Source organism: Duganella violaceipulchra, from assembly GCF_019166075.1.
Taxonomy (GTDB): Bacteria; Pseudomonadota; Gammaproteobacteria; order Burkholderiales; family Burkholderiaceae_D; genus Rugamonas; species Rugamonas violaceipulchra.
Window position 1 is genome coordinate 1 of record NZ_JAHTGR010000044.1, and the last position, 11,899, is coordinate 11,899.

An 11,899-nucleotide genomic window follows, 5' to 3' on the forward strand; every position below is an offset into this window, starting at 1 on the left:
GCCTCTGCCGTAGCGGCCGCTACGGCAGAGGCCGTGTCCGAATGTCAGACTTGACCCCCGTGGTTTATTTGATGCGCTTGACGCGCGGGGCGGTGCGGGCGCCGTCGATGTCCATGTAGATCGCGCCCATCAGGCCGCGCTCGACCTTGACCTTGGGATTGACCAGGCTCAGGTCTTCCTGGGTGTCGTCGTTGATCATCCACACCTGGCCGTTGGCCAGGCGGATGCGCTGCTTGGGCACCCAGCCGTCGAAGTTGCCGACGATGCTGCTTTCGATCGAATCGAGCTTGATGATGGTCGTCGACTGGGTTTCCGCGCCAAAGCTGCGCTCCTGCTCCACCTTGGCCTGCGGCGCCGTGACCGCCGCCGCCGGGGCCACCGGCGCGCCCAGCGGAATGGCGTCGTAGCATGTCAAGCGGGCAGGTCCGTCAGCCAGCTGGCGGCACCGCAGCATGGCGCCATCATCGGCCATGGCCGCACTCGAGACTAACATCAGGGCCAACAAGGATTTCATCGCAGCACTTCCATGAATTGTGTGTGTTGCGATTATATAAGCGAAACGGCCGCTTCAGGTTGGCCGGCCCCGGACCTGGAATGAAAACTGCATAAGGATATCGCCAAATATTCGTCTTTTAGCGGATGGCGCTGGCGTACTGATCGGCATTCGCATATAAAATAACCGCTTCCATCGGGCAGCAAAGGGCCATCCATGACGATCAACGTAATTCTCAACCTGCTGGCGGCGCTGGCCTTGCTCGGCGCGCTGTATGCGCAGCAGCGCCGGCATGCGTCCTTTTCGGTGCGCGTGTTCACCGGCATGGGGCTGGGCGTGCTGCTGGGCGCGGCGCTGCAGGCGCTGTACGGCGCCAGCGCTGCCGAACTGAAGACCACCGGCGACTACCTCGACATCGTCGGCTCCGGCTACGTCAAGCTGCTGCAAATGATCGTCATGCCGCTGATTATGGTGTCCATTATTTCCGCCATCATCAAGCTTAAGGGCATCAACTCGCTGGGCAAGATCAGCGCGCTGACCATAGTCCTGCTGATGCTGACCACGCTCATCGCGGCCGGCCTCGGCATCCTGATGGCCAAGCTGTTCCAGCTGAGCGCGGTCGGCCTGACCGCCTCCGCCGCCGACGTCGCGCGCGGCGTCTACCTGCAAGGCAAGGTCGAGACGGCGCAGGCGATCTCTCTGCCGAGCATGCTGCTGAGCTTCATCCCGGCCAATCCCTTCCTCGACATGACCGGCGGCCGCAAGACCTCGACCATCGCGGTGGTGATCTTCTCGGTGTTCATCGGCATCGCCGCCACCGGCATCCACGACAAGAAACCGGACGTGTTCGCCGCGTTCGAACGCTTCATCCAGGTCGCGCACGCCATCGTCATGCGCATCGTCACGCTGGTGCTGCGCCTGACGCCCTACGGCGTGTTCGCGCTGATGGCGCAGGTGGTGTCGACCTCCAGCTACACCGACATCCTGCACCTGATCGACTTCGTGCTGGCCTCGTACAGCGCGCTGATCCTGATGTTCTGCGTGCACCTGGCGCTCGTCGCCGGCGCCGGCCTCAACCCGGCGCGCTACGTCAGGAAAATCCTGCCGGTGCTGACCTTCGCCTTCACCTCGCGCAGCAGCGCCGGCGCCATCCCGATGAGCGTGCAGACGCAGACGCTGCGCCTGGGCACCTCGGAAGGCATCGCCAACTTCGCCGCCTCGTTCGGCGCCACCATCGGCCAGAACGGCTGCGCCGGCATCTACCCGGCCATGCTGGCGGTGATGATCGCGCCCACCGTCGGCATCGATCCGTTCACGCTGGCCTTCATCGCGCCGCTGCTGGCCATCATCACCATCGGTTCGGTGGGCGTGGCCGGGGTCGGCGGCGGCGCCACTTTCGCCGCGCTGATCGTGCTGTCGTCGATGAACCTGCCGGTGGCGCTGGCCGGCCTGCTGATCTCGATCGAACCGCTGATCGACATGGGCCGCACCGCGCTCAACGTCAGCGGCTCGATCGCCGCCGGCACCGTCACCAGCCGGGTGCTGGGCGAGACCGACCTGGCCGTCTTCAACGGCGACGCCGAGCTGCCCGTCGACAGCGACCGCAAGGCCGCCTGAACTGCCGAGCTGCTCGCACATCGAGGGAACCGCCGGCAGGCGGTGCGGTCTAATTTGTTCCCTGTGTTGAAAGGAGCAAAAAAATGACTTCCCTCCCCCTTACCTCCCGACTTTTACTGGGCGCGGCCATGTCGGTCGCCTTGCTGGGCGGCTGCAACAAGCGGCCGGCGGACCAGCCGCCCACGCCCAGCGTGAATACGCCCGAACCGGCCGCACCCGCCACGACGCCACCAGCCACCACGCCGCCGCCGGCGCAGCAAAGCAGCGCACCACCGCCCACCACCAGCCAATAGGCGTAAAAAAAGGACCCGAAGGTCCTTTTCGCTACAACGTCCTGGCTTAGAACTTGTAGTTGTAGGCGAGGCCGATCAGCGACAGATGGGTCTTGAACGTGCCGCGGGTGGTTTCGCCGTTACCCGTGCAGGCGGTCGCCAGCGGGTTGCAGGCGTTGGTGTAGTTGATCTGCGCATCCTTGAAGTCCAGGAAGCTGTAGGCCAGGTCGATCGACGAGCGGGCGTTCAGCTTCCAGTTGGCGCCGAAGGAGTACTGCATGCGGTCGCTGTCCGGCAGCGCTGGGTGGGTCAGCTCGGCGTTCTTGACCGGCGACTCATCGTAGGCCAGGCCGGCGCGCAGGGTCAGGTTGTCGTTGTAGACGTAGTTGCCGCCCAACGAAACGCGCACGGTGTTTTTCCACTGCTGGCGGATCACTTCGGCGCCTTCGGCCGTGCCTGGGAACTGGATGTCCAGGTCGCCCAGACGGTTGTGGCGCACGAAGGTCACGTCCGCCATGCCGGCCCATTTGGCGTCGAACTGGTGGAACACGTTGGCCGACAGCGTCTCAGGCGTACGCAGCGCGACCAGCGCGGCCGAGTTGGCCTTGTGCGACGCCGCTTGCAGCACGCCGTTGACGATAGGATCGGTGGTCACTTTCGAGAAGTCCCACACGGTGCTGCCGCGCAGCTGGTGCGAGATCGACGAGCGGTAGGTCAGGCCGAAGCGGGTGTTCTGGTCCAGGGTGTACAGATAGCCCAGGTTGAAGCCCCAGCCCCAGTCCTTGCCGTCGTTGGCGCCGTGGGCGTCCTTGGCCGTACCCAGCAGCGCAGGGTTGCCGCCCAGCTGAGCGATCTGCTTGGCCAGCGCAGCCGCATTCGGCGTGCCCGCCAGCGCCATGACCGAACCCGGCACATCGACTGCCTGACCCAGGTTGGCTTTCATGAATTCCGCATCGATGCCGAAGCCGAAGGCGTGCTGTTCGTTCAGCTTGAACGACGCCGACGGGTTCAGGGTGACCGATTCCAGCTTGACGTCGGACAGCGCGTAGCGGCCGGTCCAGGTGTTGCCGTAGGTGATCTTGGTACCGTATGGCACGAACATGCCCATGCCGACCGTCCACTTGTCGTTCAGCTTTTTGCTCAGGTAGAACGATGGCGCGGTGACCTGGCTAGGCACGTAGTCGCTGGCGGCGGTGCCGCCGGTCGGGGTGTGCGTGAAACGGGTCGAGCCGCTGTCGGTAAAGGTCGAGTGCGGAACCACCATGGTGGCGCCGGCGCTGATCTGCATGCCATCCAGGCGGGACATGCCGGCCGGGTTGTAGAAGATGGTGGTCGCATCGTTGGCTTCGGCGGCGTTGGAGTCAGCCGTACCCTGGGCCGACACGCTCTGCGAGCCGAAACGGTAGCCGGACGCGTTGGCGCCGGCGGACATGGCGCTGAGCGCGGCGGCAATGATCAGGGGGAGGTATTTGTGTTGCATGGTGGTCTCGCTTTTATAAGTGGCGGCACTGCGCCAGGTTTTTCTGGATTCTTGCGCCAAAACCGGTGCAGGAGGCCAGCAGCATACTACATTTATAAAACGAAACAAAAGGCAAGTCGTTAGAGTGCGCGCACTAATTAAAACCTTGAAACCGAGCAGATGCTCTGCATACCAGAAGTAAAAAAAGGACCCGGAGGTCCTTTTTTTAGTATCGATAAAACAAGGACTTAGTGCGGGTCCAGCGCGCCGGCAGGGGGCAGGCTGCGGCCGCCCTTGCCGGTTACCTTGAAGACCACCCACATCACCATGCGGAACACCAAGCGCACGAAGATCAGCGTCAGCACGCCCTCGATCAGGGTCATGACCAGGGCCGGACCAGCCGTCCAGCGCACGGCGCGGCGGTGGAACTTGGCGATGGCGCGGTCCTTGGCGATCTCGATGCTGTCGTAGAAGGTCGGCACCACCAGCAAGGTCAGGATGGTCGAGGTGATGGTGCCGCCGATGATGGCGATCGCCAGCGGACGGTAGAACTCGCCGCCCTCGCCCAGACCCAGCGCGACCGGGAACATGCCGGCGATCAGCGCGAAGGTGGTCATCAGGATGGGACGCAGGCGCATGCGGCCCGCATGCATCAGCGCATCCTCGCGGCCGTAGCCCTCTTCCTCGCGCTTGCGCGCCGCGTCCAGCAGCAGGATGGCGTTCTTGGCGACCAGGCCCATCAGCATGATGACGCCGATAAAGCTCATCAGGTTCAAGGTGCTGCCAGTGACCAGCAGCGCCAGCACCACGCCGATCAGCGACAGCGGCAGCGACAGCATCACCGCCACCGGCGCCGTGAACGAACCGAACTGCATCACCAGGATCAGGTACATCAAGCCGATACCCATGACCAGCGCGATCCCCATTTCCGTGAACAGCTCGCTCTGATGCTTGCCGTCGCCGCCCTGGTCCAGGCCGTAGCCTGGCGGGTAGTCGATGGCGTTGGCCAGCTTCATGGCGTCGGCGTTCACCTCGCCCGGCGAACGGCCCTGCACGTTGGCCGACACGGTCACGGTGCGCTTGCCGTTCTTGTGCTCGATGGTGGACGGGCCCTTGCCCATCGTGATCGTGGCGATCTGGTCCAGCGGCACCATCTGGTTGGTGCCGGTCACCGAGATCGGCAGGCGCTCGATGTTTTCCGCACTGACGCGGTCTTCCGGCGCCAGGCGCACCGCGACGTCGCGCGATTCACCGGTCGGGTCGACCCAGTCGCCCACTTCGACGCCGGCAAACGCCACCCGCAGCGATTGCGCCGCGTCGTTGACGGAGATGCCCATCGAGTTGGCCAGGCCGCGATTGAGTTCGATCTGCAACTCGTTCTTCGGGTCCTGCTGCGACAGGCCGACATCGACCGCGCCCGGAACCTGGCGCAGCTTGTCCATGTAGGCGTTGGTGATTTCCATCAGGCGGCGCGAATCCGGACCGGTGAATTCGATCTGCACCGGCTTACCCGAATTATTCAGGTCGTCGATCACCGAAATCTCGGCGCCGGCGATATGGGCCATCTTTTCGCGCAACTCGGCGCCGATCTGGAAGGCGGTGCGCTTGCGGAACTGGCGCTTGCCGATATCGATGTAGATACGGCCGCCGCCGGCGCCGATGTTGGAGTTGGTGTCCTTGGTTTCAGGAACGGCGCGGGCAATGGTCGCGATGGCCTCCATCTTACGGCGCGCGATCTCCACACTGCCCGACGGCGGCATGCGCACGTCGATGGCGATGGTGCTGCGGTCGGCCGCCGGCAGGAAGCTCGAACCGCCCCACTTGACATGCAGCACGATGGCGCCGACGAAGGTGCCGAAGGCGATCGCCGCCATCCAGCGACGATGGTGCAGCGCCCAGGCGATCACGCGGCCGTAGCGGTCGGACTGGTGGTCGAACCAGTCGTTGAACTTCTGCAGCAGCTTGCCCAGGCCTTTTTTCGGCGCCGTGTGGTGGTCGACCGGGTCGCCCCAGTAGGCCGACAGCATCGGATCGAGCGTGAACGAAATGCCCAGGCTGACCAGCACCGAGCAGGTCACGGTCAGCGCGAACGGACGGAACCATTCGCCGGAAATGCCCGGCATGAAGGCCACCGGAATGAACACGGCGATGATCGAGAAGGTGGTCGCGGCCACGGCCATGCCGATCTCGGCCGTGCCGTTCAGCGCCGCCGTGCGGCGGTCCGAGCCCATCTGCATGTGGCGCACGATGTTTTCCCGCACCACGATGGCGTCGTCGATCAGCACGCCGATCGCCAGCGACAGACCCAGCAGGGTCATGAAGTTCAGCGTGAAGCCGCACAGCCACACCGCGATGAAGGCCGCCACCACCGAGGTGGGCAGGCTGAGCGCCGTGATCAGCGTCGAGCGCCACGAGTTCAGGAAGGCGTACACCACGAAGATGGTCAGCACCGCGCCCAGCACCAGCGATTCGATCACGTTGTTGAGGCTGCGCTGCGAATCGTCGCCGCCGTCGCGGGTGATTTCCAGCTTGGTGCCGGCCGGCAGCGTGGCGTTGACCGCCTTGATTTCCTCGCGCAGCTTGGCCGCCACCGACACCGTGCTGGCGTCGCGCGAACGGGAGATGGCGATGCCGACGTTGGGCTTGCCGCTGCGGATGCTCAGGCCGTTGACTTCGGCGAAGCCGTCCTCGATGGTGGCCAGTTGCGCCAGGCGCACCACCTCGTCGCCGCGGCGCTTGACCACCACGCTCTCGAACTCGCGCGGGGTGATGATGCGCCCCACCAGGCGGATGCTCTTCTCGTCGAGCACGCCGCGCACCTTGCCCACCGGCGCGTTGGTGTTCTGGTTGTGCAGCGCGTTGACCACCTCGCTGACCGAGACGTTATATTCCCGCAGCTTTTCCGCGTGCAGCAGCACCGACAGTTCGCGCTTGAGCGAACCGTTGACCTGCACCTGCGACACGCCGTCCACCGCGCGGAAGCGGTCCGACAGCATGTCCTCGGCCAGGCGCGAAATTTCGGCGTGGCTCTGGCTGGTCGACGACAGCGAAATCTGCATCACCGGGTCCGAGGCCGGATCGATGCGCTGCAGGATGGGTTCGCGCATCTCCAGCGGCAGCTTGTAGCGCACCGAGGCGATCGCGTTGCGGATCTCGTCGGACGCCTCGATCAAGTTCTTCTTGAAGCTGAACTCGATGAAGATCTGCGCCGACCCCTCGTTGGCCGAGCTCTCGAGCTTGGTCACGCCGGAGATCGCCTGCAGCGGCTTCTCCAGGCGGTTGACGACTTCGCGCTCGACCGTGTCGGGCGAGGCGCCCGGATACGGCACGCTGACGATGATGAACGGCACCTCGACGTCCGGGTTCTGGTTGACGCGCAGCTTCTTCAGTGCCAGCAAGCCCAGGCACATCATGGCGACGATCAGGACGATGGTCGCGATCGGCCGTTTGATACTGAAATCGGATAAGAACATGGATCAGTTCCCTTTCGCTGCGGTGCTCGAAGCCGGCGCGGCCGACGCCTGGGCCGCGCCGTTGCCGGCCGCCGCCACCTTCGGCGCGGTCAGCTCGACGCCCTGGCCATCCTTGTAGCCGGAGTTCGGCACGCGCAGCACGCGGTCGCCGGCGGCCAGGCCGCTGCGCACTTCCCACTGGCCGGTGCGCGGATCGCGCACGCCCATGTTCAGCGCCACCTTGCCCAGCGCCTTGCCGTTGACGCGCCAGGTGTAGGTATGGTCGCCGCTGGTCACCAGCGCCGAATCGGGGATCATCAAGGCGTTGGCGACGTTCGATTCGACCCGGCCTTCGGCGTACAGGCCGGCCACGCCCGGCATATCCTTGCCGGCGAATTCGACCAGCACCTCGACCTGGCGCGTGACCGCGTTGGCCGACGGATCGACCCGCTTGACGCGGCCGCTGAAGTCGCGGCTCTGGTAGCCGTTGATGCGGAAGCTGACCTGCTGGCCGACCTTGACCTCGCCGATCTTGTCGGCCGACACCAGGCCCTCGAAGCGCATGCTGGACGGATCGATCACCTTGATCAATTCCTTGCCGATGGCGGCGGTGTCGCCGTTGGACACCTTGCGCTCGCTGACGATGCCGTCGAACGGCGCGCGCACCAGGGTGCGGGTCAGTTGCTGGTGGGCGGCCACCGAGCGCGACTTGGCGCCGGCCAACTCGCTCTGGGCGTTGTTGCGGCGGATCTCGGCATCCTCCAGTGCCTGGGTCGACACCATGCCGGACGAACGCAGCGTTTTCTGGCGCTCGAACATGCGGGTGGCCTGCTCCAGCGTTTGCTGGGCGGCGCGGGTGGCTTCGTCGGCCGAGTTCAGGGCGTCGCGGATCGAGGTCTCGTCCAGACGCACCAGGATGTCGCCCTTCTTGACGGTTTCGCCGTTTTCTTTCATTACTTGCAACACCACGGCGCTCACTTCGGCGCGCAGGTCGGCCTTGCGCTCAGGCTGGACCGAACCGGTGATCACCGGCCCCGACGCCAGCGTGTTGGTTTCGATGGTCAGCATGTCTTCCGGGGCCAGCGACAGCACGGCCGGGGTGGCGTCCTTGCCCCCCTTGCCGTCCTTGCCGTCCTTGGACGCGGTGGCCGAGGCGCTGGCGCCTGCCTTTTCAGGCTCCTTGGAGGACTTGCCGCAGGCAACCAGGACTGAAGCGACGGCGAGAGCTAGAAGGGTTTTGCGCAACATACAGTTCTCCGAGAAAGTGGCACGTGGGTGCTCGACTACTTATTAAAATTTTAGCCAGACTACAGGGCGCAGAGTATCTCCGACTGTCCGGTATCGGTCAATCAACGTGCGACTGGACGGCAAAAATCGTGGCTGAATTGCCAAATGCTGGGATAAACGGTGAAATCTCAGGATAGCCGGGAGCGGCCAAAAGAACAGGAGAACCGGCGCGCCGTCCTGGCGCACCGGCAAACCGCCGGCTTAGCCACGGCCGAAGATGACGTGGATGGCGTGGGCGATGGCGATGCCGGTGCACAGGCCGCCGCCGATTTCCACCAGCGTGTGGCCCATGCGCTCGCGCAGCCAGGTGTGGCCGCCGTCCTCCTTGGCCAGCCGGTTGATCGCCGCCGCCTGCTTGCCGACGTGCTGGCGCAGGCTGTTGGCGTCGATGATGACGATGAAGCACAGCGTGACCGCCACGCCGAACGCCGGATGGCCGATGCCCTCGCGCAGCGCGATCAGGGTCGCCATGCTGGACACCACGGCGCTGTGATTGCTGGGAAAACCGCCGTTGCCGACCAGCTTGAACGCCCATTTGCGCGCCTTGGCGCTATTAATCAGAAACTTGATCGGCCCGACCGTGATCCAGGTAATCAGCGGAGTGACGAGGTATGCGATGTCCATCGGTGGTTCCTTTGCATTTTTGTGCCGCAATTATCGCAGATGGCCCCACAGCGACGGAAGCAAGTAATATAAAATTCAGGCCATTATTCCCTTTCAATAAATATAACGATGCAACACTTCAGATTCTCTTTTGCCGTCACCTTCGTCCTGATGGCGCTGGCCGGCTGGTGGGGCTATGCCCACGGCGGCGCCACCGGCCTGCTGCAGGCGGTGTGGGTGGCCGCCGTGCTGGGCGTGATGGAAGTGTCGCTGTCCTTCGACAACGCGGTGGTCAACGCCTCGGTGCTGCGGCACTGGGACGCGTTCTGGCAAAAGCTGTTCCTGACGGTCGGCATCGTGGTGGCGGTGTTCGGCATGCGGCTGCTGTTCCCGCTGCTGATCGTCGCGCTGGCCACCGGCCTGGGCCTGATGGACGTTTGGCGCATGGCCACCGCCAACCCGGCCGAATACGCCCGCCACCTGACCGGCGCCCACGCCCAGGTGGCGGCCTTCGGCGGCGCCTTCCTGCTGCTGGTGTTCCTGAACTTCCTGTTCGACGAGGAAAAAGAGCTGCACTGGCTGGGCTGGATGGAGAAGAAAATGGGCCAGCACGGCACTGAGACCTTGGCCGTGCTGATGACGCTGGGCGCTGTGTTCGCCTGCGTCGGCCTGGTGCCGGCGGAGGAAAAGTACACGGTGCTGACGGCTGGCGTGGTCGGCGTGGCGGTGTATCTGGCGGTCGGCTGGATCAGCACGCTGCTGGAGGAAGACCCGCCGGAGGACGACGACGACCTCACCGAAGCCGGCGTCGGCGCGGTGGTGGCGACGGTGGCGCGCGGCAGCTTCGGCGGCTTCCTCTACCTGGAAGTGCTGGACGCCTCGTTCAGCTTTGACGGCGTGATCGGCGCCTTCGCCATCACCAGCGACGTCGTCATCATCATGCTGGGGCTGGCCATCGGCGCGATGTTCGTGCGCTCGCTGACGGTGTTCCTGGTGCACAAGGGCACGTTGGACGAGTACGTCTACCTGGAACACGGCGCCCACTACGCCATCGGCATCCTGGCGCTGATCATGCTGGCCAGCGTCAAATACCACATCCCGGAATGGTTCACCGGTTTGTCCGGGGTGGCCTTCATCGCGGTGGCGCTGTGGTCGTCGATACGCCACAAACGCCGGCTGGCCGCGTGATAAGATTAAAAACATTGCACCCAACACTAGCGATCCATGACCACTTCCAAACGCGTAACGCTCTACCTCGTCGGCCTGCTGGTCGCCGCCCTGCTGATCTTCATGGCCTACACCTGGATCATGCTGCACATGTCCTACTCGGACGGCGAACGGGCCGGCTACCTGCAGAAATTCTCCAGCCGGGGCTGGGTCTGCAAGACCTGGGAAGGCGAAATCCTGCTGACCTCGATGCCGGGCGCCATCCCCGAGAAATTCGAATTCAGCGTGCGCGACGACGCCGTCGCCCAGCAGCTGATGGCGGCCACCGGCAAGCGCGTGGTGCTGAGCTACGCCCAGCACAAGGGCGTGCCCAGCCAGTGCTTCGGCGAGACCGAGTACTACATCACCAAGGTTCAAATCCAGCCGTGATTATTGCCGCTCCAGCAACATGGCGCGGCACTTCCCGGGTTTCCGGTAACCTCTGCAGTATTCCTGACAGAAACCGAAACCACCTATGTGCAAACTTCTCCCCCTCCTGCTCGCCGCCCTGCTGGCGGGCGCCGCCCACAGCCAGGACCTGTCGATGCAAGGCGGCGCCCTGCGCGTCAGCGGCAGCCACCAGAACTCGTTCGCGGTCGGCGTCAACTACGCCCAGCCGGTTGGCGACTACCTGGCGCTGAGCCTGGGCTACCTGAACGAAGGCCATCCGACCAACCACCACCGCGACGGCGTGTCCGGCCAGCTGTGGCTGCGTTCGCCCATCAGCGAGCAGGGCATGTCGTGGGGCGTGGGGGTGGGCCAGTACTTCTACTTCGACACCTCCCGTCCGGCGGGCGGCAGCGGCGAGGCCTACGTCAACGACCACGGCTGGGCGCCCATCTACAGCGTGCAGGCCACCTGGCACCACCCCAACCGCTGGTACACGCAGGTGCAGCTGAACCGCGTCATCCCGACCGGCGCCAAGGATCCGACCACGTCGCTGCTGGTGGGTGTCGGCTACCGCTTCGACAGCGTGCGCGGCGACAAGCTGCACCTGGACGGCGGCACCTCGACCGACGACACGGTGACGGTGCTGGCCGGGCAAAGCATCGTCAACAGTTTGGAGTCGGAGCGTTCCAAGGCCACCAGCATCGAGTACCGCCGCGCCATCGGACGCTATGTGGACTGGACCGTGACCGGGCTCAGCGAAGGCACCTCGGCCGGCACGCACCGCACCGGCGTGGCGACGCAACTGTGGCTGATCCGCTCATTGAACCGCGAAGTGGAGTTGGGGATGGGTGTGGGACCGTATCTGGCGTTGGAAGTGCACGACGTGCCAGGCACGCGCTCACACAAAGCGGGGCTGGTGTCGATGGCAAGCCGCTACCACTTCAGCAAACGGGTAGTCGGCACGCTGTCGCTGAACCGCGTCGTCACCGACTACCACCGCGACGCCGACCTGCTGCTGGTCGGCCTGGGCTACAGCTACTAACCCGGGGTCAAGTCTGACATTCGGACACGAGCTCGACCGTAGCGACCTGCTACGGTCGAGCTCGTGTCCGAATGTCAG

10 protein-coding genes are annotated in these 11,899 nt (G+C 64.6%); 5 read left to right on the forward strand and 5 right to left on the reverse strand.

The window, feature by feature from the left end:
* Window positions 1–64 precede the first annotated feature (64 nt).
* Window positions 65–472: a hypothetical protein gene (locus KVP70_RS32600; protein ID WP_229225250.1), complete on the reverse strand. Its 408-nt coding sequence runs from the start codon at window positions 470–472 to the stop codon at window positions 65–67.
* A gap of 237 nt (window positions 473–709) precedes the next feature.
* Between KVP70_RS32600 and KVP70_RS32605 the strand changes: the two genes are divergently transcribed.
* Together KVP70_RS32605 and KVP70_RS32610 are read left to right on the forward strand one after the other, a co-directional pair.
* Complete coding sequence (locus KVP70_RS32605; protein WP_217946577.1) at window positions 710–2,110, forward strand: L-cystine transporter; 1,401 nt, start codon at window positions 710–712, stop codon at window positions 2,108–2,110.
* An 83-nt stretch (window positions 2,111–2,193) separates the two neighbouring features.
* Window positions 2,194–2,403, forward strand: coding sequence for a hypothetical protein (locus tag KVP70_RS32610; protein WP_217946578.1), 210 nt, complete (start codon window positions 2,194–2,196; stop codon window positions 2,401–2,403).
* Window positions 2,404–2,449: 46 nt separating this feature from the next.
* Here KVP70_RS32610 and KVP70_RS32615 read toward each other — a convergent pair whose 3' ends face one another.
* The 4 genes from KVP70_RS32615 to KVP70_RS32630 form a co-directional block, all read right to left on the reverse strand.
* Window positions 2,450–3,862, reverse strand: coding sequence for an OmpP1/FadL family transporter (locus tag KVP70_RS32615; RefSeq protein WP_217946579.1), 1,413 nt, complete (start codon window positions 3,860–3,862; stop codon window positions 2,450–2,452).
* Between the two features lie 227 nt (window positions 3,863–4,089).
* The gene (locus KVP70_RS32620; protein ID WP_217946580.1) at window positions 4,090–7,314 is read right to left on the reverse strand and encodes an efflux RND transporter permease subunit; all 3,225 of its coding nucleotides are present in this window, start codon (window positions 7,312–7,314) and stop codon (window positions 4,090–4,092) included.
* Between the two features lie 3 nt (window positions 7,315–7,317).
* Window positions 7,318–8,541: an efflux RND transporter periplasmic adaptor subunit gene (locus tag KVP70_RS32625; RefSeq protein ID WP_217946581.1), complete on the reverse strand. Its 1,224-nt coding sequence runs from the start codon at window positions 8,539–8,541 to the stop codon at window positions 7,318–7,320.
* A gap of 240 nt (window positions 8,542–8,781) precedes the next feature.
* Window positions 8,782–9,204, reverse strand: coding sequence for a divergent PAP2 family protein (locus KVP70_RS32630; protein WP_217946582.1), 423 nt, complete (start codon window positions 9,202–9,204; stop codon window positions 8,782–8,784).
* A 108-nt stretch (window positions 9,205–9,312) separates the two neighbouring features.
* On the opposite strand from KVP70_RS32630, the gene KVP70_RS32635 reads away from it, so the two are divergent.
* From KVP70_RS32635 to KVP70_RS32645, 3 genes are all read left to right on the forward strand, one after another.
* Window positions 9,313–10,371, forward strand: coding sequence for a DUF475 domain-containing protein (locus KVP70_RS32635; protein WP_217946584.1), 1,059 nt, complete (start codon window positions 9,313–9,315; stop codon window positions 10,369–10,371).
* A gap of 36 nt (window positions 10,372–10,407) precedes the next feature.
* Window positions 10,408–10,779, forward strand: a complete 372-nt coding sequence (locus KVP70_RS32640) for a DUF8785 domain-containing protein (RefSeq protein ID WP_217946585.1) — start codon at window positions 10,408–10,410, stop codon at window positions 10,777–10,779.
* 85 nt (window positions 10,780–10,864) lie between these two features.
* Complete coding sequence (locus KVP70_RS32645; protein ID WP_229225251.1) at window positions 10,865–11,821, forward strand: porin family protein; 957 nt, start codon at window positions 10,865–10,867, stop codon at window positions 11,819–11,821.
* The last annotated feature ends 78 nt before the right edge of the window (window positions 11,822–11,899 follow it).

What these genes read in the sequence shown, in the direction of transcription:
- KVP70_RS32605 (WP_217946577.1), top strand. Translation starts at nt 710, where the DNA reads ATGACGATCAACGTAATTCTCAACCTGCTGGCGGCGCTGGCCTTGCTC.
- KVP70_RS32600 (WP_229225250.1), bottom strand. Translation starts at nt 472, where the DNA reads ATGGCCGATGATGGCGCCATGCTGCGGTGCCGCCAGCTGGCTGACGGA.
- KVP70_RS32635 (WP_217946584.1), top strand. Translation starts at nt 9,313, where the DNA reads ATGCAACACTTCAGATTCTCTTTTGCCGTCACCTTCGTCCTGATGGCG.
- KVP70_RS32630 (WP_217946582.1), bottom strand. Translation starts at nt 9,204, where the DNA reads ATGGACATCGCATACCTCGTCACTCCGCTGATTACCTGGATCACGGTC.
- KVP70_RS32620 (WP_217946580.1), bottom strand. Translation starts at nt 7,314, where the DNA reads ATGTTCTTATCCGATTTCAGTATCAAACGGCCGATCGCGACCATCGTC.
- KVP70_RS32645 (WP_229225251.1), top strand. Translation starts at nt 10,865, where the DNA reads ATGTGCAAACTTCTCCCCCTCCTGCTCGCCGCCCTGCTGGCGGGCGCC.
- KVP70_RS32610 (WP_217946578.1), top strand. Translation starts at nt 2,194, where the DNA reads ATGACTTCCCTCCCCCTTACCTCCCGACTTTTACTGGGCGCGGCCATG.
- KVP70_RS32640 (WP_217946585.1), top strand. Translation starts at nt 10,408, where the DNA reads ATGACCACTTCCAAACGCGTAACGCTCTACCTCGTCGGCCTGCTGGTC.
- KVP70_RS32625 (WP_217946581.1), bottom strand. Translation starts at nt 8,541, where the DNA reads ATGTTGCGCAAAACCCTTCTAGCTCTCGCCGTCGCTTCAGTCCTGGTT.
- KVP70_RS32615 (WP_217946579.1), bottom strand. Translation starts at nt 3,862, where the DNA reads ATGCAACACAAATACCTCCCCCTGATCATTGCCGCCGCGCTCAGCGCC.